The organism is Streptomyces sp. NPDC018045, from assembly GCF_044327445.1.
Classification (GTDB): domain Bacteria; phylum Actinomycetota; class Actinomycetes; order Streptomycetales; family Streptomycetaceae; genus Streptomyces.
On the sequence record NZ_JBIRFL010000006.1, the window covers coordinates 485,948 to 511,314 of the forward strand.

At 73.5% G+C, this 25,367-nt stretch carries 20 protein-coding genes and 1 tRNA gene; 13 read left to right on the plus strand and 8 right to left on the minus strand.

Annotated elements, in window-relative coordinates; genetic code table 11:
• The 10 genes from ACH4EB_RS18020 to ACH4EB_RS18065 form a co-directional block, all read left to right on the plus strand.
• On the plus strand, positions 1–1,043 hold a 1,043-nt coding region (locus tag ACH4EB_RS18020), incomplete at its 5' end, for an oxygenase MpaB family protein (protein WP_398348485.1).
• A 253-nt stretch (positions 1,044–1,296) separates the two neighbouring features.
• Positions 1,297–3,603 carry a molybdopterin cofactor-binding domain-containing protein gene (locus ACH4EB_RS18025; RefSeq protein ID WP_398348486.1) on the plus strand — a complete coding sequence of 769 codons (2,307 nt, stop codon included), beginning with the start codon at positions 1,297–1,299 and terminating at the stop codon, positions 3,601–3,603.
• 28 nt (positions 3,604–3,631) lie between these two features.
• The gene (locus ACH4EB_RS18030; RefSeq protein ID WP_398348487.1) at positions 3,632–4,108 is read left to right on the plus strand and encodes a (2Fe-2S)-binding protein; all 477 of its coding nucleotides are present in this window, start codon (positions 3,632–3,634) and stop codon (positions 4,106–4,108) included.
• 933 nt (positions 4,109–5,041) lie between these two features.
• Entirely contained in the window at positions 5,042–5,416 is a 375-nt protein-coding gene (locus ACH4EB_RS18035) for a hypothetical protein (protein WP_398348488.1), read from the plus strand.
• Positions 5,417–5,793: 377 nt separating this feature from the next.
• A complete protein-coding gene (locus ACH4EB_RS18040; RefSeq protein ID WP_398348489.1) occupies positions 5,794–6,681 on the plus strand; it encodes a 3-keto-5-aminohexanoate cleavage protein in 888 nt (295 codons plus the stop codon).
• A 107-nt stretch (positions 6,682–6,788) separates the two neighbouring features.
• Entirely contained in the window at positions 6,789–7,745 is a 957-nt protein-coding gene (locus tag ACH4EB_RS18045) for a 3-hydroxyacyl-CoA dehydrogenase NAD-binding domain-containing protein (RefSeq protein WP_398348490.1), read from the plus strand.
• A 313-nt stretch (positions 7,746–8,058) separates the two neighbouring features.
• Entirely contained in the window at positions 8,059–8,391 is a 333-nt protein-coding gene (locus ACH4EB_RS18050; protein ID WP_398348491.1) for a DUF427 domain-containing protein, read from the plus strand.
• A gap of 123 nt (positions 8,392–8,514) precedes the next feature.
• A complete protein-coding gene (locus ACH4EB_RS18055; protein WP_398348492.1) occupies positions 8,515–9,495 on the plus strand; it encodes a metallophosphoesterase family protein in 981 nt (326 codons plus the stop codon).
• A gap of 21 nt (positions 9,496–9,516) precedes the next feature.
• Positions 9,517–10,770 (plus strand): MFS transporter, encoded by a 1,254-nt coding sequence (locus tag ACH4EB_RS18060; RefSeq protein WP_398348493.1) that lies wholly within the window; start codon positions 9,517–9,519, stop codon positions 10,768–10,770.
• A gap of 41 nt (positions 10,771–10,811) precedes the next feature.
• A complete protein-coding gene (locus ACH4EB_RS18065; protein WP_398348547.1) occupies positions 10,812–11,867 on the plus strand; it encodes a hypothetical protein in 1,056 nt (351 codons plus the stop codon).
• 13 nt (positions 11,868–11,880) lie between these two features.
• On the opposite strand, the gene ACH4EB_RS18070 is transcribed toward ACH4EB_RS18065, so the two are convergent.
• The 7 genes from ACH4EB_RS18070 to soxR all read right to left on the minus strand — a co-directional run bounded on the left by ACH4EB_RS18070 (position 11,881) and on the right by soxR (position 18,542).
• On the minus strand, positions 11,881–12,510 hold the full coding sequence (locus tag ACH4EB_RS18070; protein WP_398348494.1) for a DUF309 domain-containing protein: 630 nt from the start codon (positions 12,508–12,510) through the stop codon (positions 11,881–11,883).
• 344 nt (positions 12,511–12,854) lie between these two features.
• The gene (locus ACH4EB_RS18075; RefSeq protein ID WP_398348495.1) at positions 12,855–14,087 is read right to left on the minus strand and encodes a D-alanyl-D-alanine carboxypeptidase family protein; all 1,233 of its coding nucleotides are present in this window, start codon (positions 14,085–14,087) and stop codon (positions 12,855–12,857) included.
• Between the two features lie 961 nt (positions 14,088–15,048).
• The gene (locus ACH4EB_RS18080; RefSeq protein ID WP_398348496.1) at positions 15,049–16,353 is read right to left on the minus strand and encodes an MAB_1171c family putative transporter; all 1,305 of its coding nucleotides are present in this window, start codon (positions 16,351–16,353) and stop codon (positions 15,049–15,051) included.
• Complete coding sequence (locus ACH4EB_RS18085; RefSeq protein ID WP_398348497.1) at positions 16,346–16,981, minus strand: hypothetical protein; 636 nt, start codon at positions 16,979–16,981, stop codon at positions 16,346–16,348. The genes ACH4EB_RS18080 and ACH4EB_RS18085 overlap by 8 nt, the downstream gene beginning before the upstream one ends.
• Positions 16,982–17,159: 178 nt before the next feature.
• Entirely contained in the window at positions 17,160–17,648 is a 489-nt protein-coding gene (locus ACH4EB_RS18090; protein WP_398348498.1) for a winged helix-turn-helix transcriptional regulator, read from the minus strand.
• Positions 17,649–17,761: 113 nt separating this feature from the next.
• A tRNA-Pro gene (locus tag ACH4EB_RS18095) sits at positions 17,762–17,838 on the minus strand.
• A 206-nt stretch (positions 17,839–18,044) separates the two neighbouring features.
• On the minus strand, positions 18,045–18,542 hold the full coding sequence (gene soxR / locus ACH4EB_RS18100) for a redox-sensitive transcriptional activator SoxR (RefSeq protein ID WP_398348499.1): 498 nt from the start codon (positions 18,540–18,542) through the stop codon (positions 18,045–18,047).
• 54 nt (positions 18,543–18,596) lie between these two features.
• Between soxR and ACH4EB_RS18105 the strand changes: the two genes are divergently transcribed.
• The 3 genes from ACH4EB_RS18105 to ACH4EB_RS18115 all read left to right on the plus strand — a co-directional run bounded on the left by ACH4EB_RS18105 (position 18,597) and on the right by ACH4EB_RS18115 (position 23,733).
• Positions 18,597–19,337 (plus strand): transketolase, encoded by a 741-nt coding sequence (locus ACH4EB_RS18105; protein WP_398348500.1) that lies wholly within the window; start codon positions 18,597–18,599, stop codon positions 19,335–19,337.
• A gap of 61 nt (positions 19,338–19,398) precedes the next feature.
• The gene (locus tag ACH4EB_RS18110) at positions 19,399–20,301 is read left to right on the plus strand and encodes a transketolase (protein WP_398348501.1); all 903 of its coding nucleotides are present in this window, start codon (positions 19,399–19,401) and stop codon (positions 20,299–20,301) included.
• 192 nt (positions 20,302–20,493) lie between these two features.
• Complete coding sequence (locus ACH4EB_RS18115; RefSeq protein ID WP_398348502.1) at positions 20,494–23,733, plus strand: amidohydrolase family protein; 3,240 nt, start codon at positions 20,494–20,496, stop codon at positions 23,731–23,733.
• An 80-nt stretch (positions 23,734–23,813) separates the two neighbouring features.
• Here the strand turns inward: ACH4EB_RS18115 and ACH4EB_RS18120 are convergent, their stop codons facing one another.
• The gene (locus ACH4EB_RS18120) at positions 23,814–25,013 is read right to left on the minus strand and encodes a Gfo/Idh/MocA family protein (RefSeq protein ID WP_398348503.1); all 1,200 of its coding nucleotides are present in this window, start codon (positions 25,011–25,013) and stop codon (positions 23,814–23,816) included.
• Positions 25,014–25,367: the final 354 nt, after the last annotated feature.

Below are 25,367 nucleotides of genomic sequence, written 5' to 3' on the forward strand. Positions count from 1 at the left end.
CGGTGCTCGCCGCAGTGATCCAACGCGGCGACGTGCCCAAGGTCAACGAGGCGCTGCGGAAATGGACCCGCAACGACCAACCCCTGCCGGCCGGACTCCCCGCGGACCTGCGTGACCTCATGGAGAAGGCACGTCAACTGCCGCCCTGGGCGGACCGGCGCAAGCTTGCGGCCGCGGCACGGTTCACCAAGAAGAAGGGGATCTACACCGGCACTCTGTACGGGCTGGGCAGCGGTCTGATGAGCACCGCCATCCCCAGAGAAGCGCGCGCCGTCTACTACTCGAAGGGCGGTGCGGACATGAAGGACCGCATCGCCAAGACCGCCCAACTGGGGTACGACGTCGGCGACCTGGACGCGTACCAGCCCCGGGGCGGGATGATCGTGACCGCGGTGAAGACCCGGCTGGTACACGCCGCCGTGCGGCACTTGCTGCCGCAGTCTCCCGGCTGGTCCCGCACCAGCGGCGGTCAGACGATCCCCATCAGCCAGGCCGACATGATGGTCACCTGGCACAGCCTGGCCACATTCGTCATGCGCAAGCTCAAAGACTGGAGGGTGCCGGTCACCTCCGCGGAGTCGGACGGCTTCCTGCACGTGTGGCAGGTCACCGCCCACATGCTCGGCGTGCTGGACGAATACATCCCCGCCTCCTGGGACGAGGCCGACGCCCAGTCCCGGCAGGTCCTCGACCCCGTTCTGGCGTCCACGCCGGAGGGCAACGAACTGACCGACGTTCTCCTGGACATCGTCGCCGAACTCGACGCCGGCCTCACCCGGCCCCTGATCAACGCCTTCGCCCGGTACACCCTCGGCGACCGAACCGGCGACCTGGTCGGGCTGGGCAGAGAGCCGTTCTGGCAGCCGTTGATCGGCGCTGCCTGGCCGCTGCTGGTGGCCTTCCGCGAAGGTCTCATACCCCTGCCCCTGGTCCCCGAGGCGGCCTGGGCCGTCGAAGAGGCGCTCCGCAAGTTCGTCCTGCTCTTCCTCTCCGAAGGACGAGGCATTCACCTGGAGATCCCCGACGCCAACCGTCCGTCCTGAGCCATATCCGGCCCCATCGGACCGCGCAGGGTACGTCGTCGACGGCGTACCCTCCCCCGGCGGTACCGCGTAGGATCCTGCGAGCTCATCGCCCACGCCATGGCTCCGGGAGCCATGTGTGTGTCCTCCGAGCAGGAAACCGAGTTGGGATGACGACGAGATCGCGCAGTGAGGGAATTCCACGGCCGCGCTTCACCCGGGCTTCCGGCCACGCGCCGCCGGCGGAGCCGGTGGTGGGGGCGGGAGGCCGGCGGTGACGGAAGCCGATCGCTCGACACGGCAGGAAGCCGGACCGCAGCCACTCGCCAGGCGCCGGTTCCTCGGGTACGTCCTGGCCGCTCCGATTTTGACGACCGCAGCCCACCTCGCCCCCGCGTCCGAGGCGCGGGCGGGCATCCCCTCGCCGGAGATCACGAAACTGATCGATCTCAACGATGTGATGACCGCTGCCGCCCTGCCGACGGCCGGGCTGATCACGGTCGAGGTGCACACGGACGGCACCGTGTCCTTCGCGTTGCCGCGGACCGAGGTGGGACAAGGCATCACCACGTCGACGGCCATGCTGATCGCCGAGGAACTCGGCGTCCCCCTCACCCGGGTGCACGTCACCCTGGCCGACGCGCGTCCGGAGCTGCTGTTCAACCAGCTCACCGGCGGATCGAACACAACCTTCTCGACCTACACCCCGATCCGGGTGGCCGCCGCCCTCGCCCGGAACCGGCTGCTCCAGGCGGCGGCGAGCGCATGGGACGTGCCCGTCACCGAGCTGGCCTGCACGGCGGGAGTCGTCACCGGCCCCGGGAACCGCAGCGCCGGCATCGGGGCACTGACCCGGAAAGCGGCGGGCGTGCGGACCGAGCAGGTGCCGGTCAGCCTCAAGCCGCACGACACGTTCACCGTCATCGGCACACCGCACAACCGCGTCGATGCCCTTGCGGCGGTCACCGGCCGTAAGAAGTTCACCCTGGACCTGAACGTCCCGGGCGCCATGCCGACCATGGTGTGCCGCCCGCCGACGATCAACGGCAAGGTCGGGGCGGTGTTCAACGCGGCCGAGGTGCGTGCCCTGCCCGGTGTCACGGACGTCGTCGTGATATCGACCGGGGTGGCGGTGCGTGCGTCCACCTTCGGCCAGTGCATCGACGCCGTACGTGCCCTGAAGGTGTCGTGGAAGCCCGGGAGCGCGGCGGGCAAGTCCGACGCATCCGTGCTCGAAGAGCTGCGGTCAGCCGAACTGCCGCTCGGGCTCCCGTCGCTCACCCCGCAGGTGGAAGAAAGGTTCACCTTCCACTTCCGCAGCAACAGCGCCCTGGAACCGAACTGCGCGATAGCCGACGTGCGCTTTGACCGGGCCGAAGTCTGGTCGAGCCTCAAGGCACCGATCGTCGCGAAGGAGGCGATCGCCGCCAAGCTCGGCCTGCCGCTCGGTGCGGTGACCGTGCACGTCACCGAGGGGGGTGGCTCCTTCGGCCGCAAACTCTTCTTCGACGCCGCGCTGGAGGCCGTCGAGGTCTCCCGGAAGATCCGTAAACCGGTCAAGCTCATGTGGCACCGCGCGGACGACTCCCGTCAAGGCCGTACCCACCCCATGGCCACCTCGCGGGTGCGTATCTCCTATCTCGGCGACACCGTGCTCGGCTACAGGCAACGGCACACCAGTGTCGCCACCGACCTCAGCCACGGCCTCGGGGAGATCTTCACCGCCCTGGCCGCCAAACTTCCGGTGGGTGATGCCGGATTCGCCCAGACATTCTTCCAGCTCTCCCAGTCGATGCCCTACGACTTCGGCGCCAACAGCCGGCTGTTGAGCGAGACCGACAAGAGCTTCAACACCGGCAGCATGCGCAACGTCTACTCCCCCGACGTCACCTGTGCCCGGGAACTCCTCGTCGACCGGCTCGCCGCCAGGATGGGCAAGGACCCCTGCCGGTTCCGGCACGACTTCCTGCGGGACGACCGCTCCCGCGCCGTACTGGACAAGGCCGCCGAGGCCGGGAGCTGGGGCCGGAGCATGCCGGCCGGCACGGCGCAGGGCATCGCCTTCCACTCCGAATACCACTCCGCCAGCGCCGTCCTGGTGGAGCTCGACTGCCGACCCGAGACCGTCAACCGCCCCGTCCGCGACGGTGTCGCCGGTCCCCGCGTCACCAAAGCGGTCATCGCCGTGGACGTCGGCCTCGCCGTCAATCCGCGCGGACTGGAAGCGCAGATGATGGGCTGCCTCATGGACGGCATCGCCCTGACGCTGACCTCCAGTCTCCACCTGCGCGACGGACACTTCCTGGAAGCCAGTTGGGACAACTACTTCTACACCCGGCAGTGGAACACACCACCCGAGCTGCAGATCATCGTCATGCCGCCCACCACCGGCAAGCCCGGTGGCGCCGGCGAACTCGGCGTGGCCGCCTCGATGGCCGCGGTCGCCTGCGCGTACAGCCGCGCCACCGGCACCATGCCCACGGTCTTCCCCATCAACCACGGCACCCTCTCCTTCGAACCGAAACCCACCGTCCCGCCCGTCCCCGCGTCACCGACCGACGGCCTGGACCACGTCCGCTGAAAGCCCCCGAAGCAGCCCGGGAGTTCCCGTGCCCCAGCACACATTCCGCCTCAACGGCGAACAGGTCACTGTCGAAGCCGCGGACGACGAGCGTCTGCTGTGGGTGCTCCGCGACCTCCTCGGCGTCACCGGACCGAAGTACGGCTGCGGCATCAACGTCTGCAAAGCCTGCACGAGCCACCTCAACGGCAGGGCGGCCAACCCCTGCGCCATCCCCGTGAAGGACCTGCGGCCGACCGACGAGATCACCACCATCGAAGGACTCCCGGCCACCGTGGGCGCGGACCTCCACCCGATGCAGGAGGCCTGGCTCGACCAGGACGTGGCCCAGTGCGGCTACTGCCAACCCGGCCAGATCATGGCCGCCGTCGCCCTGGTCCGCCGCGTCAAGGAGGAGAACCGCCCCCTCACCGAAGCCGACCTGGACGGCATCCGGAACATCTGCCGCTGCGGCACCTACTTCCGTATCCGCGAAGCGATCAAGGCCGGCGCCCGGAAGATGTGACGGGGCAGTGGGGCAGCCCGGCCTCGTGGAGCGCTCGCCGACGCCACCGTCGCCGGCTTCCGGTCCCTTCGGCCATCCGCCCCGGGAGCCGGCCCACCGTCGTCCGGGAGCATGCCCCCACCCGCCACGGAACTGTTCCGGGCTTCCCCGCACAGCGGAGAAGCCCGGTTCGGCCGCGGCGGGGCGGCCGGCGGCTGTCCGGCGCACCGCCCATCGTCTGCCCGGCCCGGCGCGGCCTGCGGCGGTCGAGGCCCGCCAGTACCGAGGCTGAACGAAGCCTCCGCCCCGGTCCGCTCGAAGGCTCCGCGGCGTACACGCTCCGCCCGGGCCGGCCGCGGTGGTGGCCTGTCGTGGTGTGCCGCCGTGCGAGGTGAGCAGCCCGGGGGCCAGGTGCTCACCTCGGGTATCCACTCGTTCGGTCGTTGCGCACTTCGCTCGGGTTGTCCTTCGCGGAAGGCAGTGCTGTTCTGACAGGGGACCGATGGCCCTTTCGTGCGGCCCAGCGCCGAAGAACCCCAGGGCGGCGGGCAGGCCGGCACCGGCCGACGCGGCGAACGAAAGCGCCGTCCCGCGATACGGCTGCGTGCGGCCTGCCGCCGACCGCGGCCGCCGGCGCCATCCGCCACCCGTGCAGTCCCGCCCAGCGCAAGCCCGGGTCCAGCAGACACCCTGCCATGCCGACCCGGACCAGCAACGCTCTCCTGCCGTGCCCGTCCCGGGCCGCCCCCTTTCTTTGGAGCCCCTCCTATGCACCAGCACCCCCACAGGCGCCCCGCACGGTGTCGCAAGTCCCTTGCCGCACCCGGCCGCGTCCTGCCTCCCCTCGCTCTGGCCCTGACATTCCTCGCCCCTCAGACCGCCTCGGCATCCGCCGCACCCCAGCTCCTTCCCTCCGGACACCGCTGTGCCAACAGCGCGAACCGCAACGAGCAAGTGCCCCAGACGCCTGCCTTCACCCTGCGGGGACTCAACGGCCGGGTAGCGACTCTGCGGTGCGCCGACCTCGTACACATCGACAACCGGCACACGCCGCAGGCGACCTTCATCGATATCCCCGCCCTCGTCAGATGCATCCAGCGGGCCACCGGCACAGCCATCCCCAACATCGGCCAGGCCGGACCGAACCCGCCGGGCGGCGGGGCCCAAACGGTGTACGAGGTCAACGGCATCGGGGGCAACGCCACGGGCATCCCCAACAGCGCCCGCTGGCGCGTCGTGGTCAACACCCAGACCCAGAGAATCACCACCGCCTACAACCTTCAGCCCGGACAGGCTCAATCCCGCCGCGCCTTCACGGACTGCGCCTGACCCAGGCGCCCGGGCAGACGCCCGGGACACCGACGGTGTCTTGCCTGCGACCGGCCCGGACCGCGGGCCCGGACAGACCTCGCCCGAGCAACCGCCCGGCCGGCCTCCGACCCCGGCCCGGAGCAGCGCGAAGAGTTCCGGGAGCGGTACGCGAACGAGACCCGCTGGGACACGAGATCGCCGGGGACAAAGGCCTGTACGGGAACCTGACTCTCAAGATGGAGCAGAACATCGTTGAGGCTCAGCGAGAACGCTGGGACACTTTCCACCAGGCTGCGGAGGGGCCTCTGGGTGCCCCCGTTTCGCACTCCCCTCCCAGTTGATCAATGGGCAAGGTGGTTTTCCCACGTCAGGAGGCCGGCATTCGTAGCTGTCACGTGAACAACGAGGTCATCATCACCTGCGCGCTGACCGGAGCCGGCGACACCGTGCGCCGCTCGCCGCACGTGCCCGTCACGCCCGCGCAGATAGCCGCCTCCGCCGTCGAGGCGGCGTCGGCCGGCGCCGCCGTCGTCCACATCCACGTACGCGACCCGGAGACCGGCGCCCCGTCCCGCGACCCGCGCCTGTACGCCGAGGTCGTCGAGCGCGTCAAGGAGGCCGGCACCGACGTCGTCATCAACCTGACCGCCGGCATGGGCGGCGACCTCGTCGTCGACCCGGACGAGCCGCTGCGGTACCTGCCCGGTACGGACCTGGTGGGCGGCCTGGAGCGGCTGCCGCACGTCGAGGAACTGCTGCCCGACATCTGCACCCTGGACTGCGGCTCACTGAACTTCGGCGAGGGCTCCAACCTCTACGTCTCGACACCCGACATGCTGCGCGCGGGTGCCCGGCGCGTCCAGGAGCTGGGCGTCCGCCCGGAGTTGGAGATCTTCGACACCGGGCAGCTCTGGTTCGCCAAGCAGTTGCTCGCCGAGGGGCTGCTCGACGATCCGACCGTCTTCCAGTTGTGCATGGGCGTTCCGTGGGGCGCGCCGGCCGACCCGGGCGTGCTCCAGTCGATGGTGGCGATGCTCCCGGAGGGCGCCCAGTGGGCCGGCTTCGCGCTCGGCCGGATGCAGATGCCGTGGGTCGCGCAGTCGATCCTGCTCGGCGGCAACGTCCGGGTGGGCCTGGAGGACAACCTCTACCTGAGCAAGGGCGTCAAGGCGACCAACGGCCAGTTGGTCGAACGCGCCGTGCGGATCACGGAGTTGCTGGGCTCGGCCGTCGCCACCCCGGACCAGGCCCGCGCCCGACTCGGCCTCAAGCCGCGCGGCTGAGACCGGGCCCGCCGACCGCGTACGCCCCCGCGTAGGCCACGGACCGCGGGTTGGGAGCCGGTCCGCCCGTATCCCGCCGTGCGCACGCCCCACCTCCAGGAGTCTTCATGTCCCCCACCCCTCCCTCCTCCGTACGCCGTGTGGCGTGCGTCGGCGCCGGCGTCATAGGCGGCGGCTGGGTCGCCCACTTCCTCGCCCGCGGTTACGACGTCAGCGCCTGGGACCCCGCGCCGGACGCCGAGGACGCGCTGCGCCGCCTGATCACGGCCGCCTGGCCGGCCCTGGAGCAGCTCGGCCCGGCCGAGGGCGCCTCCGCCGACCGCCTCACCGTGGCGCCGGCCCTCGCCGACGCCGTCGCCGACGCCGAGTTCGTGCAGGAGAGCGCCCCCGAGAAGCTGGAGCTCAAGCGCGACCTGCTCGCCCGGATCGACGCCGCCACCCCGCCCGGCGTGGTCATCGCCTCCTCCACCTCCGGCTACCCGATGTCCGACATGCAGACCACGGCCGCCACGCCCGGCCGCCTGGTCGTCGGGCACCCGTTCAACCCGCCGTACCTGATTCCGCTGGTCGAGGTGGCCGGCGGGGAGTGGACCGACCGGGCGGCGGTGGAGTGGGCCGCGGAGTTCTACGCGGCGGCGGGCAAGTCCGTGATCACCATGGACCGCGAGCTGCCCGGCTTCATCGCCAACCGCCTCCAGGAGGCCCTGTGGCGCGAAGCGCTGCACATGGTCGCCAACGGCGAGGCCACGGTCGAGGACATCGACGCCTCGATCACCGAGGGGCCGGGGCTGCGCTGGGCGTTCATGGGCCCGATGCTGACGTTCGCACTGGCCGGCGGCGAGGGCGGGATGGCGCGCATGCTCGACCACTTCGGCCCGTCGCTGAAGTCCCCATGGACCCGGCTGGCGGCGCCGGAGCTGGACCGGGCGCTGCGGGACGCGGTGGTCGACGGCTGCGAGCGGGCCGCCCGCGGCCGTACGTACGCGCAGCTCGTCGCCGAACGCGACCAGGGCATCATCGACGTCCTGCGCGCGACCGGCCGCCTGGCCGGGCCCGCCCGGTGACGGCGCGCCTGCCGCTGGTCCGGCGCACGTTCCAGGACGACCGGGTCGACTGCAACGGTCACCTCTCCGAGGCGCCCTGCACGTCCACCAGGGAGCGGGGTGCGCCGCACCGCTGCCCGGGGAGGCGCGCCAGGAGCTGGCGGCGCTGGTGGAACCGGCGCCGGAGTGGGCCGGGCGGGGAATCCGGGAGGTGCAGGGCGGCGTTGCACGGCGTGTCGCCGGCCGATCGGGGGCGCGCCGCCGCCGGTCGGCCGTCCGCCCGCCGCGCGGTGCGACGCTGGGAGCGCCGCACCCCGTCCCGAGAGGAACCGCCATGCCGTCCGTACCAGGCCACCGCATCACCGTCGAGCAGGGCACCGAGCACGTCCGGGTCGTCCATGACGGCCAGGTCGTCGCCGACAGCCGCCGTCCGCTGGTGCTCCACGAGACCGGGTATCCGGTGCGCTACTACCTGCCGCCCGCGGACGTACGGACGGATCTGCTGGTCCCGTCCGGCACCCGCACGCACTGCCCGTTCAAGGGGGACGCCTCCTACTGGTCGCTTTCCGGTGGCCCGGAGGACATCGCGTGGGGCTACCCTGCGCCGAAGTCGGCGGTCGCGCAGATCAAGGATCATCTGTGCTTCTCGGAGGCGGAGTTGGTGTGAACGGCACCGCACGGCAGTGAGTAGGAAAGTTTCCTAACCATTCTCCGCCGCGCTTATTGACGCGTACATGCGCCGTCGTCAAGATTCCTCCGAACGGCACCTCCGCCGACCGAGGAGACGGACATGACGCCCACCCCCCGCGCCGCGAAGTCCCGCACCAGCCGACCGGCCAGACCCTTCCTCACCAACCCCCGCACCGGCATACCCACCGCCGCGGGCGCGGCCCTCGCGCTCGTCGGCGGTGCGCTGCTGTGGTCACCGGCCGGGCAGGCGGACGCCGCGCCGGAGCGGACGGCGGCGCGGGCCGGCGGGTTCACGGCGGTCGCCGCCGGCGACATCGCCGAGCGGTGCACCGCGAGCAGCAGCGGTTGCGCGCACCCGAAGACCGCGGCCCAGGTCAAGAAGATCGACCCGGCCTTCGTCATGACCATGGGCGACAATCAGTACGACGACGCCCGGCTGAAGGACTTCGAGAAGTACTACGACACCTCCTGGGGCGCGTTCAAGGCCAGGACCCGCCCGGTCGCCGGCAACCACGAGACGTACGACCCGGCCGGCAAGCTGGCCGGGTACAAGTCCTACTTCGGCTCCGTCGCCTACCCCAAGGGCAAGAGCTACTACAGCTTCGAGCACGGCAACTGGCACTTCATCGCACTGGACTCCAACAGCCTGGACGCCGCGCAGACCAAGTGGCTCAAGGACGACCTCGCCGCCAACTCCAAGAAGTGCGTGGCGGCCTACTGGCACCACCCGCTGTTCTCCTCCGGCGAGCACGGCAACGACCCGGTCAGCCGCCCGGTGTGGAAGCTGCTGTACGACGCCGGCGCGGAGCTGGTGCTCAACGGCCACGACCACCATTACGAGCGCTTCGCGCCGCAGAACCCGGACGGCCAGGCCGACCCCAAGGGCCTGGTCGAACTGCTCGCCGGGATGGGCGGCGCCAGCCCGTACAAGATCGAGGAGGTCCAGCGGAACAGCGAGAAGCGGCTGACGAAGACCTTCGGCGTGGTCAAGCTGGACTTCACCGACGACGGGTTCTCCTGGGAACTGGTCGGCACGGACGGGACGGCCAAGGACCGCAGCCCGTCCTACCGGTGCCACTGACCGGCCCGGGACCCACCCGTCATGTATCTCGCCACCACCGGCGCGGCCGCCGCCACCCCGCACCTGACGCGCGGCCGCGTCGCCGGACCGGTCCTCGCCCTCGGCACGGTCAGCCTGGTCACCGACATCTCCTCCGAGATGGTCACCGCGGTACTGCCGCTCTACTTCGTCCTGCAACTCGGTTTGTCACCGCTCCAGTTCGGGTTCCTGGACGGGCTCTACAACGGTGTCACCGCCCTCGTACGACTGGTCGGCGGGCACGCCGCCGACCGCGGCGGGCGGCACAAACTCGTGGCCGGCACCGGATACGCGCTGTCCGCACTGTCCCGGCTGGGCCTGTTGCTCGCGGGCGGCGGCACGGCCGGGATCGGCGCGGCCATCGCCGCCGACCGCATCGGCAAGGGCGTACGGACCGCCCCGCGCGACGCGCTGATCTCGCTCAGCAGCCCACCCGACGCCCTGGGCCGGGCGTTCGGCGTGCACCGCGCGATGGACACCACGGGCGCGCTGCTCGGCCCGCTGGCCGCGTTCGCCCTGCTGTGGGCGACCGCGGACGCCTATGACGCGGTGTTCGTCGTGAGCTTCTGCGTCGGGCTGCTGGGGGTGCTGCTGCTGGTCGCGTTCGTCCCGGGGCGGGCCGCCCTGGGACCGGTCGCCACGCCCGGGCCGCGGGTCCCGCTGCGCGCCAGGATCGCCGAGCCACTGCGCGACGCCGCCTTCCGGCGCATCGTGCTGGCCGCCGCCCTGCTGGGCGCGGCGACCATCGGCGACTCGTTCGTCTACCTGCTGCTCCAGCGGCAACTGGACTTCGCGGTGCGCTGGTTCCCGCTCCTGCCGCTCGGCACCGCCGCGGTCTACCTGCTGCTCGCGGTGCCCGCCGGGCGGCTCGGCGACCGCATCGGGCGCCGGGTCCCCTTCCTCCTCGGTCACGCGGCACTGCTCACCGCCTATGTGCTGCTGCTCGCCGTCGGCGACGGCGCCGTCCTGCTGGTCGGCGTGCTGGTGCTGGTCGGTGTGTTCTACGCGGCCACCGACGGCGTGCTCATGGCCCTCGCGGGCCCGGCCCTCCCGGCAGCGCGGCAGGCGAGCGGCATGGCCCTGCTGCAAACGGGCCAGGCGCTGTGCCGCCTGCTCGCCGCGGCGGGGTTCGGCGCCGCCTGGACGCTGTGGGGCAGCCGGGCAGCGCTGGTCATCGCCGTCGTCGTCCTCGCGGCCGCCCTCGCGGGTGCCACCGCGCTGCTCCCCCGCACGGAAAGGCGGTCCTCGTGGTCGTGACGGATACGGCAGGCCCACCGGAGGCGGCGGGCGCCCAGGACGTGGACGGCGGGGCCCGTGCGCGCCCGGCAGGCTTCTCGGTACGCGCTCGCGTCATCGCCGTCGCGGTGGTCACGGCCGTCCTCGCCACGGTCGCCGTGGTCTACACCGTGTCGGCCGCCCGGCGCGCCGATTCCGCGGACCCGCCCTCGGCGTTCGGCCTGGACCGCGGGCAGTTGTACTTCCGCAGCACGCGGGAGGGCGACGGCGCCGGCCGGGTCGCCCGCCTGGCCGCCGCGCCCGGCGCCGCGGCGACGCGCGCGAAAGCGGCCCCGGCTCCGGACCACCGGACGACCGGAGGACCCGCCTGCGAACGCTTCCACGCCGCCGGCGGCACCGCCCTGTGCCTCCAGCGCCGCCCCGGCATCCCCCCGGCCGCGTACGCCGTCGTCCTGGACGGGCGGCTGCGCGAGACCCGCCGGATCGCCCTGACCGGCATCCCCAACCGGGCACGGGTCTCCGCCTCGGGCCGAATGCTGTCCTGGACGATGTTCGCCACCGGCGACTCCTACGCCACCACGTCCTTCTCCACCCGCACCTCGATCCTCGACACCCGCACCGGCTACCTGGTCAAGAACATGGAGGAGATCCCGCTCACCCTCGACGGCCGCCGCTACCACTCCCCCGACGTCAACTACTGGGGCGTCTCCTTCGCCCGCGACGACAACCGCTTCTACGCCACGGTCTCCACGAAGGGCCGCACCCACCTCGTCGAGGGCGACATGCGCCGCTGGACGGCCCACACCCTGCGCGAGAACGTGGAGTGCCCGTCCCTCTCGCCCGACAACACCCGCCTCGCCTTCAAGAAGCGGGTACGGGAAGGGGCCCGCGACCCCTGGCGGCTGTACGTCCTCGACCTGCGCACGCTGCGCGAACGCCCGCTCGCGGAGCGGCGCAGCGTGGACGACCAGGCGGCCTGGCTGGACGACCACACGCTCGGGTACGCGCTGCCGGGTGACGGCGGGAAGGGCAGCGACATCTGGACCGTCCCGGCGGACGGCACGGGCGCCCCGGCGCTGCGGGTGGCGGGCGCCTCGTCACCGGCGCCGGTGCGCTGACCGGCCGGACCGCTCACCCCGCTGCCGGGACGCCCCCATCGGCGCACAGACGGGGCGCGTTCCCGGCCGCCTCCACCGGCCCGTCGAGCCGGTCCGCCAGGTCCCGCGCCCAGGCCGTGAGCCCGGGGACGTCGATGTCGTACGGGACGGTGTCCGCGTACGGGGCGATGGCACCGGCGCCCCGGAGCAGCAGTGCCGCGCCGCCCTTGGCATTGCCCCGGGCGGCGTGGGTCAGGCCGACGGCGAGCTGGGCGAGGCCGCGCCACAACTGCCGCTCCGGCCCGGGCGACATCTTCCAGGCGTCCTCCAGCACCTCGTGGGCGTGGAAGGGCATACCGCTGTCCAGGAGGTCCTGGGCCTCGGCGAGGGCCTCCCGGGGGCTGCGTGCGACGCCTTCGGGCTGGCGGGCCACGCCCGGCGTGCCGTACGGCAGCGGGCGTCCGAGTCCGTCCCGCGGCCGGGCGTTGCGGGCCCGTCCGTCGGGGTCGCGGTCCCGGGAAGCGGCCGGGGCGGTGTCCGGGGACTCGGCGGGGCTCCCGGCCCGGAGTTCGTCAGGGCCTTCGTCCGGGGCCTCGGCCGGGCCATCGTCCGAGACGGCGGCTGGATGGCCGGCCGGGCCTTCGTCGGGATCGCGGTCAGCCATGGTGCGTCCTTTCCGTTCCGCCGGGGCCGGGTCCGCCACGGGAGCGGCACCGGCACCGGTCCCGTTCGCTGTCCCGCTCCCCGCCCCGCAGTGTCCGCAGCCGGGCTCCGCCGGACCGTCCGGGATCCGGCCGCACTCCTGGCACACCTGGTCCAGCCAGCAGGCCGGGTCGCCGCCCTCGTCGCGTCGCGTCACGTTCACGGTTCGATTGTGCAGCGCGCGACGGTGCGGCGGGCGGCCGGGGCGGCAGCGCACGGCACGGGGCCGGGCCCGGTCGCGTACATGGCCGGATCACGACGGCGCCGCGCACCCGCACCCGCACCCGACCGGAGGCGAGCCGCCGGTCAGGAATCGCCCCCGGACATCCGCCGTCCACGTACGTACATGCGCCAGCCGAAGACCGCGCCCACCGCGAGGGCGACGGCGAAGCCTCCGGCGACCGCCCACGCCGTGGTCCGCGATCCCCGTCCGGGCTCGCGGGAGACCTGCGCGGCGACCGGCCGCACGCCGTCGGCGCGGTGCTCGGCGTCGCTCCGCGCCCCGTCCGCCGGCGGGCCGGCCCGGCCGCCCGGCGCGGCGGCCTCCAGGGAACCCACCGGACGGGCCCTGCCCACGGCACGGAAACCCCAGTCCAGCAGTGAACCGGCCTCGTTGTAGACGGCGTTGGACGCACCCGACTGCGGGTTGAGCACGGTCACCAACAGCGTCCGGCCGCCCCGTTCGGCCGCGGCGATCAGGGTGTTGCCCGCGTTGCTGGTGTAGCCGTTCTTGACGCCGATGACGCCGGGATAGCGCCGCATCCCGTTGGCGCCGGACAGCATCCGGTTGGTGTTCTGGATCTCGAACGAGGGACTGCCCTTGCTGGGGAACCGGGCCGTCGTCGTGGCGCAGTACCGGGCGAAGTCGGCGTTGGCGAGCCCCGCGCGGCCGAAGACGCTCAGGTCGTACGCCGAGGACACCTGCCCCGGACTGTCGTATCCGTCCGGCGACTTCACCGCGGTGTCGCGGGCGCCGAGCTGTCGCGCCCTGGCCTGCATCTCCCGGGCCGTGGCCGCCCAGCCGCCGTTCATCGCGGCGAGCACCCGTACCGCGTCGTTGCCGGAGCGCAGGAAGACACCGCGCCACAGGTCGGCGACCTGGTAGCTGCGGCCCTCCTTGATGCCGACGAGGCTGCTGCCCGCGCCGATGCCCGCCAGCTCCGCCGGGGAGACCTTGTGCACGGCCCCCGCGCGGAACTTCGGCAGCACGGTGACCGCGAACAGGGTCTTGAGGGTGCTGGCCGGCGCCAGCCGCTGGTGCGCGTTCCTGGCCGCCAGCACGTCGCCCGTACGGACGTCCGTGACCGTCCAGGCGCGGGCCGACACGCCGTCGGGCAGCGCGGGGGCTCCGGCCCCCACCACCACGAGCCCCGTACGGTCCGCGAGCCGCCCCTCGGCCGCCCCCGGGTCCGCGGCCCGCCGGCCCACCGCCACCTCCTCGGCGTGGGCCACCGCCGGTATGGAGGTGAGGGTCAGCCCGGTGGCGGCGATGACGGCCAGCACACCGGCATTCCGGGACAAAAGCGTGACAAGTGCCATGTCTTCACGCTAGGAAGCACGCACATCGCCCGCAGAGGGACCTACGCCAGACGGCCGAAGCGCCGGGACCCGCGCGGAATGCGGGGCCCGAGCACATCAGAGGCCAAAGACTCACGGGCGGCCACAAGGCCCGGGGTGGCCCGGCCGGGCCCGCGGCACGGCACACCGGGGCACATCCGCCCCGTACGCACGAGGACCCGCCCGGTGCGACGGGGGATGCACACCGGGCGGGCCTCACGACCTTTCTACCGCATGAGGGAACGGTTATGCCTCAAAAACTTGTTCGCCTCGCAATCACCAGGCGACGGAGAGCGAGATCAAGCCATGTGCGCACAGCGCTCGCCGGTGGCGCGGCGCGGACCGCGGAACGCCGCGCCGCGGCCCGGGGAAACGGCTGATGAGAGCGGTCGGCGCGGTCCCGGTCCCGCTGCGCCCCAGGGCCGCGCCGAAGCAGTGGTGAAGGCCGTGCCCGAGCATGAGGCGCCCCCTGTCCTTCCGGCCCGGATCCAGCGTGCCGGCGCCGGGGAAGCGGTGTGGGTCCCGGTGGCCGGGGGCAAGGGAGAGCAGCACAGTCTCCCCCGCCGGCACCCGTACGCCACCGATGTCCACGCCCTCGACGGGGGACCGGCGAAGGGCCGGCGAGACCGGCTCGCCGCAGCACGGAAACACCTTCATCGCCCCGGGAGTTCGGCCGGATCCGCACGCAGGGCCGTGAGGCCTTCGGGGTGGTCCGGCAGGGCGGGTACCGAATGGCCGATGAGGTGAACGGTGTTCGCGTCACCGGCGAAGAGCAGGAGAAAGGCCGGCTGGGTGAGTTCGGCCTCGCCGCGAGGTCGCCGGGGCCGGCCTCGGCGGTGTTCTGCACGGACACGGCTCCGGACACGGCGGCCGGCGGGGCGACCGGCGGAGCGACCGGCGGAGCGACCGGCGGCTGCCGCGCCGCTCGGCGCCACCGCGCCGCTCAATGCCGCCGCGTGGCGCTGCGCTGCCGCAGTTCGGTGAGCACCGTGTCGGTCAGCGGCGAGTGGTAGACATCCGCGACCCGCGCCAAGTGCTCGAACTCCGCGGCGAGTTCGGCGCCGCCTCCGAAGTGGGGGCGACCGGCCCGGCCGCCCGGCAGGTGCTCCCGGCCCCCGGCCGCCCACCGCGGCACGCCGTCCTCCGGCCGCTCCTCGGCGGTCACCACCACACTGTCGGCACCGAGGACGGGTACGAGCCCGATCGCCCGGTTCTCCAGCCCGCGGCGCAGCGCGGCGGCCTCCGCGACGGCCGCGAGCTGCCGTTCGTCCGCCACGACCGCGCGCCCGCGCTCGCGCGCGATATCGATGGTGTCCGACTCCACGTACCGCCGGATACCGCGCTGGACGTCCCGGATCTCCGCCATCTGCCGGTCGGCGCGCCGCTGGAGGCCGGTGAGCCGCCACCGGCCGGCCCCGGCCGGACGCCGCGCGGTCACCTCGGGAGCCTGCGCGGCGACGTCCTTCCACAGCGGGTGCAGGCGGCGCAGCCGGCGCCAGGCACACGCCCGGGTGCCCGCGGCCGGCAGCGTGAGGCCGGCCAGCACCAGGAGCGCGGCGACCGACGCGCTCAGCGGCGCCACCCCGTTGGAGAGCCACCCCGCGTCGTGCCCGGCCCAGGACAGTACGAAGCCGGCCAGCTTGCAGCCGCAGTACACCAGGCCGAGCCAGCAGCCCGCGGCCAGCACCCGCAGACCGCGGGCGAGCCAGGACGGACCGACCTGGTGGGCGTAGCGCGGGCAGAGGGTGCCCAGGCCCGCGAGGCTCGCGCCGAAAATGGCCAGATACAGCACCAGGAAGAGCATCACTCCCGGCGAGCTGGCGTACGCCGTACTGAAGTCGCGGGGGTGTTCCACGCGGTCCGGCCGCCCGACGACGAAGCCGACGAACGCCACCGCCCAGACCACGGCCACGGCCGCGACGGCCGTGCGGGACCGGGTACGGGCCCGCGCGCGGCCCTCCGCGCCCGTACCGCTGCTCCAGCGCAGCAGCAGGACGAACGCCCCGGCCGCGAAGACCACGACCGCGGAGTAGAGAAAGACCATCGACAGGTTCGGCACACCGGTCAGCCGGTCGAACTCCCGGTAGACGCCGGGGGCGGAGAAGACGAACACCGTCGCGACGCCCGCGCTCATCACACACGTCAGCCCCAGGTCCGTGTTGCCGCGGTCGCGGACCCAGGCACGTGTCTTGAAGGCGACGACGGCCCAGGCGAGCCCGCCGAAACACAGGTACAGCACGTCAAACACCCGATCCCCCGTCCGTGTGAACTGTGCCGGCGCCGCTCGCGGCACCGTCCTTCCCGCCGGTACGGGCCGCACGGCCCGTACCGCCCCGCCCGGCGCGCCGGTGCCGCAGTGCGGGTGCCAGGGCCGCGACGAGCTCGGCGGCCTGCCCCGTCAGTTCCGGGCCGCGGTCGGCCGCCGACGACACCACCCGCTCCATGAGCAGCGCGCCCAGCACCTCCGCCTCCCGGGACGCGGCCCCGTACCGCCCCGGCGTGCCGCCCTCGGGCGCGTCGGCCGCCCCGTGGTCCAGCAGCAGACGGCCGAGTTCGTGCAGTGCGATGTGTGTCCGGTGCCAGGCGGTGGTCCTGAGTTCGCAGAAGATCCAGTACCCGTCGGCGGTGCGGGCCGTCAGGCCGGAGGCCGTGCCGCCCAGCGGTATCGGCACGATCCGTACGGGACGCCCCAGGCGCGCCGCGACGGCGTCGCACACGTCCGCCAGATCCGTCGGGGTGGGCAGGTCCAGTTCCCTGATCAGCCGCTCGCACCGATGCCGAGCGCCCCGGGCCCGCGCGCCCGCGCGCAGGCGACCCCACCGCTTCGTACGTACGCTCCGCGCCCCGTTCCCGGCCCGCGCGCCCCCCATCAGCATCCGCCCCCCGGCTGCTCCCCCGGATCCCGGCCGCCCGCGCCCCGCACGCAGTTGTCACCGCCGAAACCGCAGCCCGCATCCTGTCACGCACGCGATATCGCGCACCAGTCCACTTACGGACAGTGAAAAGCGGGGAAACGGCGGCCCGTGACCGAGGATTCCCAGCCGGGTGAGTCCGTCAACCGCCGCTTCGCGTCGGCCCGTTCGGCCGCGGCCCGCGGGTGACCGGGGCCGGGCCGCGGCCGGGTGTCGGCGGCCTCATCGGCTCGCCGCATCCGGCGCGGACCACCTCGGCGTGACTGCCCCGCCCGCAGCGCTCGTGCTGGAAGAGGACCGGCGGTCCGTCGGCGCCGGCCGGCCGGCGGTCACCCCACCGGTTCATGGCGGCGAGGACGCCGAAGAAGTCGCGGCCCTTCTCGGTGAGGACGCACTCGTGGCGCACCGGATCACGCGGGTAGGGGCGCGTCTCCAGCAGTCCCTCCGCCATCAGCCGGCGCAGCCGGTCGGTCAGCGTGTTGCGGGCGATGCCCAGCTCCCGCTGGAACGCGTCGAACCGCCGCACCCCGTGGAACGCCTCGCGCAGCACCAGCGGCGTCCACCGGTCGCCCGGCAGATCCATGGTGCGGGCGATCGAGCACGGCCAGTCGGCAAAGGAATTGCGCCTCATGCGGCGAACACACGAGGGGACCGCGGCCGAAACCGGCTGCCGACGCCGTGCGGGAACACCGCGAAGGCCGCCCCCGCATTCCTGCGAGAACGGCCTACGACCTGCTAAAACGCTGGTCGGGACGACAGGATTTGAACCTGCGACCCCTTGACCCCCAGTCAAGTGCGCTACCAAGCTGCGCCACGTCCCGATGCTCGTCCGGCCCGGGTTTTCCCCCGGCTGGCCGTGCACGAGAACAATACCGCATGTCAGGGGGTGTCCACCGCCAGGTTCCGGTGACGGGCCCCGATCGGCCACGCCGGGCCGGACCACCGCACGCCGGGCCGGCCCGCACGCCGACCCGGTCCGCACACCAGCCGGGACCGCACACCAGCCGGGACCGCACGCCCGCCCCCCTCACCCCGGCTCGCCCCTGACCCCCGGTGTCTCGACGCCGACCGTTTCGGGGCACTCGCCCAGCAGGTAGCGGGCGCCCGCCCCGCTCGCGGCCGCGGCGTCGTCCGGGTTGTAGAGGCCGCACTTGCGCAGGCTCAGGCAGCCACAGCCGATGCAGCTCGACAACTGGCCACGCAGTTTCTGGAGTTCGGCGATCTGCTGGTCGATGCGGCGGGTCCAGGTGCGGGCGACCCGGTTCCACTGGGCGGCGTTGGGCGCGCGGTCCCGCGGCAGCCTGGCCAGGGCCGCGCCGGTCTCCTCCAGGGAGAGGCCGACCGCCTGGGCCGCCCGGATGAAGGCGAGGCGGCGCAGGGTGGCGCGGGGGAAGCGGCGCTGTCCGCCGCCGGTGCGCTCGGAGTGGATCAGGCCCAGTTCCTCGTAGTAGCGCAGCGCGGAGGCGGCCAGTCCGCTGCGCCCGGCGAGTTCGCCGATCGGCAGCCGGTCGTGGGGTGAGGTCATCCCTCCAGGCTAGCGCTTGACTTCAAGCGAACTTGAAGTTGCAGGCTCTCTTCCATGACGAACACGACCATGCACGGGGCCGCCGCACGCGACGCGGACTTCGCCGAACTCCCCCGCCTGATGAGCCTGATGACCGGGGACGAGAAGCACGGCCCGGCCGCCACCTCCACCCTCGACGCCCTGTGGGTGCTCTACGACCGGGTGCTGCGGGTCTCCCCCGCCACCGCCCAGGACCCGTCCCGGGACCGTTTCCTGCTGTCCAAGGGCCACGGGCCGATGGCCTACTACGCGGTACTCGCCGCCAAGGGCTTCTTCCCCACCGCATGGCTGCCCGGCTTCGGCTCGTACGACTCACCGCTCGGCCACCACCCGGACCGGGTGCTGGTGCCGGGTGCGGAGATCGGCAGCGGTTCGCTGGGGCACGGGCTGCCGCTGGCCGTGGGCACGGCGCTGGGGCTGCGGGCCCAGGGCCTCACCGGTCCGGCGGTGTGGGTGCTGATCGGTGACGCCGAACTGGACGAGGGCAGCAACCACGAGGCCCTCGCGTACGCGGGTGCCGCGGGCCTGTCCCGGCTGCACACGCTGATCGTCGACAACTCCTCGTCGAGCCTCGGCTGGCGCGGCGGGATCGCCTCGCGGTTCGAGGCCGCCGGCTGGTCCACGGTGACCGTGGACGGTCGCGACCACGAGGCGCTGTACGCGGCGTTCACCGCGCCGCACCCGGACCGGCCGCACGCGGTCGTCGCCCGGGTGGAGGCCAAGGAGTACGCGGGCGAGCCGCCGAAGGCGGCCTGAGCCGCGTGCGGCCCGCGCCGCCCCCGCCCGTATCGCACCGACTTCGAGAAGGATCATTCTGATGGACACCATGCGCGAACGTTTCGCCTCGGTCACCACCCAGCTCCTGGACGAGGACCCCCGGCTGGCGGTCGTCCTCGCCGACATCGGCGTGGACGGCTTCCGGGCCGCCCGGGACCGCCACCCGCGGAGGGTGGTGAACGTCGGGATCAGAGAGCAGTTGCTCGTCGGGGTGGGCGGTGGCCTCGCCCTGGCCGGGATGCGGCCCGTCGTGCACACCTTCGCCAGCTTCCTGGTGGAGCGCCCCTTCGAGCAGGTGAAGCTGGACTTCGGGCACCAGGACGTCGGCGGGGTGCTGGTGAGCGCCGCGGGTTCGTACGACTGGCCGGCCGGCGGCTTCACCCACATGGCGCCGGGCGACATCGCCCTCCTGGACAGCCTGGACGGCTGGACCACGCACGTCCCCGGCCACCCGGACGAGGCCGACACCCTGCTGCGGCACGCCGTCGCCGCGGGCGACGACAAGGTCTACGTCCGGCTGTCCGTCCAGAGCAACGAGGCGCCGCGGCCGGTCGACGGGGCCCGCTTCCTGACGGTGCGCGAGGGGCGCGGCGGCGTCGTGCTGGCCGTCGGGCCGATGCTGGACAACGTCCTGGCCGCGACCGAGGGCCTGGACGTGACCGTGCTGTACGCGACGACCGTCCGGCCCTTCGACACCGCGGCACTGCGGACCGCGGCGGCCGGGGCGACGGCGGCGGACGTGGTGATCGTCGAGCCGTACCACGAGGGCACCTCGACCCGGCACGCGAACGACGCGCTGGAGCATGTGCCGCACCGCGTCCTCGGCCTCGGCGTCGGGCGCCGGGAACTGCGCCGCTACGGACAACTCGACGAGCACCTGGCGGGCCACGGCCTGGACGCGCGGTCGCTGCGCGAGCGGATCACCGGTTTCCTCGGCGGGTGAGACCGGCCTCCGGACGCCCGGGACCCGCCCGCGCCCCGGCCGCGCCGGCAGGTCCCGCCGGGCTCCGGGGCCGAATGCCCCCCGGACGCTCCACCGGAGGTGTTGACCTCGGGCCATCGGTGCGTGACACGATCGGTCGGCTCGCCGCAGGCCACCGACCGACCCACGCAACGCCCCATGGCTGGAGGACCGTTGGACACCACGGACAGATCTGAGGACGCTTCCCGGGCCGCGCGCCTTCCGCGGCCCTTCTCCCGACGCAGGTTCCTGCAGGGCACGGCCTCCGCCGCGGCGGTCACGGGCCTGGCCGGGCTGCCGGGCCCGCTCGCCGCCGGCGCCCACGCGGCCGACGCCCGGCTGCCGGCCCTCTCCTTCACCGCCGCCACGAACGGCGCCGCCACCCTTTCCCCCGCCGGTGACCGGCTGATCGCCGAGATCCAGAACGTCCTGTGGTCCCTGCCACGCGACGGCGGCGAGGCCCGCGCGCTGACCCCGCCGGACCTGGAACCCACCCGGCCCGTCTTCGCCCCCGACGGCAGCCGCCTCGCCGTCTGCGCCTACCGCGGCGGCGGCTTCCACATCTGGACGCTGCGCCCCGACGGCTCGGGCCTGCGGCAGCTCACCGACGGGCCGTGGGACGACCGCGGCCCGGCCTGGTCGCCGGACGGCACCCGGATCGCCTTCGCGTCCGAGCGGGGCGGCGATCCGGTGGCGGGCAGCCCGTACCGGATCTGGGTCCTGGACGTACGGACGCGGAAGCTGACCCGCGTGACCGGGCGGGCCGGGCAGCAGGGCCCCCACCAGGGCGGCGCGTGGGAGGACTTCGACCCCACCTGGTCGCCGGACGGCGAACGGCTGTGGTTCGTGCGCGGCGCGGTGACCGGTACGGCCCTGGACAGCCGGACGATCGCGTCCGTACGGGCCGACGGCGGCGGCGCGGTCGTCACCGAGCACACGGCCGCCGCCGGCACCTCGGCCATGGTCCCGGCCGTGGCGCCCGCCCCGAAGGGCGGCGCCCCTCGGCTCGCCTACCTGCGGACCACCGAGCGCCCGGGCGCCACCTGCGCCCTCGTCGTGGACGGAGCGGAGGTCCCGGTGGACGGTGACGTGGAGCCCGTACCGCCGCGCTGGATCTCGCGCGAGGAGCTGCTGCTGACCGTCGGCGGACAGTTCACGGTCCTGCGGCCCGCCGAGCCGGACGCCGCGGAAACCATCGCGTTCACCGCCGAGCTGCCGCTCCGGCGGCCGCGGTACGAGGTCAAGGACTACGGCTTCGAGCGCACCGGCGTCCGGGCGGTGCGCGGTGTGCACCTGCCCGCGCTCTCCCCGGACGGGCGCCAGGTGGCCTTCGCCGCGCTCGACTCGCTGTGGCTGGTGCCCGCTTCGGGCGGCCGGCCGCGGCGGCTCGTCCGGGCGGGCGCCACCCGGTACGTCCTCGGGCCGAGCTGGGCCCGCGACGGCCGTTCCCTGGTGTACGCCGACGACCGCGACGGGCTGTTCGCGGTCCGCCGGCACGACCTGGCGACCGGCGAGGAGACGGTGCTGGCCGACGGGGGCCGGGTGCAGCCCGCGCTGTCGCCGGACGGCGAACGGCTCGCCGCGATCGACATGTCCGGAAATCTCATCGTACGGAACCTGGCCGACGGCAAGGAGACGGTAACCGCCCCCCTGGGCGGCGGCGGGGTGCCGGGCCGGCCGAGCTGGTCCCCGGACGGCCGCTACGTGGCCTTCTGCGACCGCAACCGCCTCAACCGCCGCTTCCGCGAGGGCCACAACCTCATCCGGGTCCTCGACACCCGTACCGGCAAGGACCGGCTGCACGCCCCGGACCCCGGACACACCCTCCGTTCGATCGCCGACCGCTACGACTCCGGCCCCGTCTGGTCGCCGGACGGCCGGTGGCTGGCGCTGATCGCCGAATCCGCGCTGTGGGTGCTGCCCGTCCGCCCGGACGGCACCCCCGACGGCGCCCCGCGCCGGCTGACCGACGAGAGCGCCGACCACCCGTCCTGGTCCGGCGACTCCCGCACCCTGCTGTACCTGTCGGCCGGCCGGCTGCGGCTGACCGGCGTGGACGGCGGCCCCGCCCGTACGGTCAGGGTGTCCCTGGACCACCGCGGTGCACGGGCCCGGGACACGGTCGTGCACGCCGGCCGGTTCTGGGACGGCACGGGCGAGGAGGTGCGCGAGGACGTCGACCTGGTGGTGCGGGACGGCCGGATCACCGGCGTCGAACCGCACGGCCGGGCCGCAGGCCGGCGCGCCGCGCGCCGCGTCGACGCCTCGGAGCGCACCGTGATCCCCGGCCTGTGGGACTCGCACACCCACCCCTGGCAGACGACGTACGGCGGCCGGCAGACCGCGCTCCAGCTCGCCTACGGCATCACCACCGCCGTCTCCTTCGGCGGCTTCTCCTACGAGCAGGCCCGCATCCGGGAGTCCGTCGCCGCCGGCACACTCGCCGGGCCCCGGCTGCTGTCCTGCGGCGAACTGCTGGACGGCAGCCGCGTCGCGTACAGCATGGGCCGCGCGCACGCCACGCGGGAGGGCCTGCGCCGGACGCTGGAGCGGGGCGCCGCCCTCGACTGGGACTTCGTCAAGACGTACGTCCGGGCACCCGGCTGGATCATGGAGGAAGCCGCGCGCTTCGCACACCAGAGGCTGGGGGTGCGGTCCGGCAGTCACCTGCTGTCCCCCGGCGTCCAGCTCGGCCAGGACCTGACCACCCACCTCCAGGCCACCCAGCGCCTGGAGTTCGGGCACGCCGTCACCGCCACCGGCCACGCCTACCAGGACGTGGCGGAGATCTACACCGGCACCGACTTCCACCTCATCGCCACCCCCTTCACCGCCTCCGTGCTGCTGGGGGACGACCCCGGTCTCGCCGACGACGAACGCGTCACGACCCTCATGCCGCCGTGGGACGCCGCACTGGCGCGGGAGCACGCGGGCCACCGGCCCACCCCGGAGCAGTTGGGCGACATCGAGACCGAGGTCGGCGTCTACCGGCGGGTGCTGCGCGGCGGCGGCCTCGTCGCCCTCGGCACGGACCAGCCGCTGACACCGGTCGGCCTGCACCTGCACCTGGCGCTGCGCGCCCTGCACCGCTACGGGCTCACCGCCACGCAGGCCCTGCGCACCGCCACCGCCCTGCCCGCCCGTGTCTTCGGCGCCGACCGGGACCTCGGCACGCTGGAGGAGGGCAAGCTGGCCGACCTGGTGATCGTGGACGGCGACCCGTTCACGGACTTCGACTCGCTGGTCCGTACGGCGGCGGTGCTGCGGGGCGGGCGGCTGTACGAACAGCGGGACCTGGTGGCGGCCTTCCCCGCGCCGTCCGACCGCAAGGCCGAGGCCGGGGCGGTCGAGGCGCACTGGCTGGAGGTGGGGCGGCAGCACCGGCGCGACTCCTGCTGCGACACGGCCGACTGAGGGTCCGGGCCCCGCGCGGCAGGGGCGCGTGGGGCGGGGCGGCGGCGCGTGGTGCACGCCCGCCGCCCTCCCGCGCCTCCTCACCCCGCCTTCGTCTGACCCCGCTCGAAGTAGTCCACCAGCTCCGGGGCCAGGGGCGGCACCTCGTGCGGGGTGCCGCCGTCGCGGAGCGAGGCGGTGGCCCGGTCGCCGGCCGCCACCGCCATCCGGGCGGCGACCGGTGAGGTGTCGGTCGGCCCGCCGTGCCGGACGAACCGCAGGAACTCGTCCACCAGCAGCGGATCGGCGCCGCCGTGCCCGGCCTCGTCGTCCGCCTCCCCGGACGGCAGCGCGTACACGGCGTCGGCGTCGGCGCGGTACCCGGACTGGCGGGAGTTCCACACCCGTACCGCACCGCCCGGCCCGTCACCGAAGTTCTCCAGGCGGCCCGCGTCCCCGATGACGGTGTAGTTGCGCCAGTAGTCGGGACTGAAGTGGCACTGCTGGTAGGCGGCCAGCACCCCGTTGTCCAGGCGCATGTTGACCAGGGAGACGTCCTCCACGTCGAGCCGCGGGTTCAGGCCGCGCTGGCTGCCGGGGGGCCAGTGCGCGTCGTGCGCCAGCCAGTCCGCCGGCCGGGGCTCCCCCGGCGCCCGCCGCATCCCGGGATCGCCGTACACCATCAGGTCGCCCAGCGCCTGCACCTGCCGCGCGTAGCCGTTCGCGAGCCAGTGCAGCGCGTCCAGGTCGTGCGCGCCCTTCTGGAGCAGCAGTCCGTTGGTGTGCTGCCGCTCGGCGTGCCAGTCCTTGAAGTAGTAGTCGCCGCCGTGGCCGACGAAGTGCCGTACCCATACGGTTCTGACCCGGCCGATGTCGCCGCGGGTGATCAGTTCGCGCATCAGGCGGATGACGGGCATGTGGCGCATGTTGTGTCCGACGTACAGGCGCGTCCCGGTCTCGTACGCGGTGCGCAGGACCGTGTCGCAGTCCTCGACGGAGATCGCCAGTGGCTTCTCCACGAAGACGGGCCGGCCGGCCCGCAGCGCCTGGCACGCCAGGTCCGCGTGGGTGTGGTCGGGCGTGAGGAGCAGGAGCGCGTCGAGACCGGGATGGTCCAGCAGCGCACGGTGGTCGGCGAACGTTTCGACGCCGGGGAGGCGTCGGGTGGCGTACGCCAGCGCGTCCGGGTCGGGGTCGGCCACCGCGGCGACCCGGGCGCCGTATCCGGGCCGGTGGGCGGTGCGCGCGAGATCGCCGCGCAGCCCGAAGCCGATGACGCCCAGGCGCAGATCGTCGGTCATGAGGTGCCTCCAGAGGCTGACGGACTCCATGGTCGGCGGGGTGCGGGACCAAGGAACGGCGGGGCGGCGGGGGCCGTGCGCCACCGGTGTCGGGCCTCCCCTCGCCACCTCACGAGAACGCCGCCGGACGTGCTGCACGCACCGTAGACCACAGGGGTGGTGAACGTGTTCTACGCGCTCCCATTGCTCGCATAAATGCACGGTGTTGATGTTTTATGCGCCGTGCAGCAGGTATGCCAACGGGTATTGCACGAGGTAAATAACCCAGGACGGTCCGGAACGGTACGGTCGAAGACCAGGGCGACCGACGGCGCACACCCGAAGCGCGCCGTCGGCAGGCAAGCGGGGAGCAGC

Bases quoted from the DNA above. Each gene is read 5' to 3' on its own strand.
- ACH4EB_RS18045 (WP_398348490.1), top strand. From the start codon at position 6,789: ATGTCCCCCACCCCTCCCTCCTCCGTACGCCGTGTGGCGTGCGTCGGC.
- ACH4EB_RS18050 (WP_398348491.1), top strand. From the start codon at position 8,059: ATGCCGTCCGTACCAGGCCACCGCATCACCGTCGAGCAGGGCACCGAG.
- ACH4EB_RS18055 (WP_398348492.1), top strand. From the start codon at position 8,515: ATGACGCCCACCCCCCGCGCCGCGAAGTCCCGCACCAGCCGACCGGCC.
- ACH4EB_RS18060 (WP_398348493.1), top strand. From the start codon at position 9,517: ATGTATCTCGCCACCACCGGCGCGGCCGCCGCCACCCCGCACCTGACG.
- ACH4EB_RS18070 (WP_398348494.1), bottom strand. From the start codon at position 12,510: ATGGCTGACCGCGATCCCGACGAAGGCCCGGCCGGCCATCCAGCCGCC.
- ACH4EB_RS18075 (WP_398348495.1), bottom strand. From the start codon at position 14,087: ATGGCACTTGTCACGCTTTTGTCCCGGAATGCCGGTGTGCTGGCCGTC.
- ACH4EB_RS18085 (WP_398348497.1), bottom strand. From the start codon at position 16,981: ATGCTGATGGGGGGCGCGCGGGCCGGGAACGGGGCGCGGAGCGTACGT.
- ACH4EB_RS18090 (WP_398348498.1), bottom strand. From the start codon at position 17,648: ATGAGGCGCAATTCCTTTGCCGACTGGCCGTGCTCGATCGCCCGCACC.
- soxR (WP_398348499.1), bottom strand. From the start codon at position 18,542: ATGACCTCACCCCACGACCGGCTGCCGATCGGCGAACTCGCCGGGCGC.
- ACH4EB_RS18105 (WP_398348500.1), top strand. From the start codon at position 18,597: ATGACGAACACGACCATGCACGGGGCCGCCGCACGCGACGCGGACTTC.
- ACH4EB_RS18110 (WP_398348501.1), top strand. From the start codon at position 19,399: ATGGACACCATGCGCGAACGTTTCGCCTCGGTCACCACCCAGCTCCTG.
- ACH4EB_RS18120 (WP_398348503.1), bottom strand. From the start codon at position 25,013: ATGACCGACGATCTGCGCCTGGGCGTCATCGGCTTCGGGCTGCGCGGC.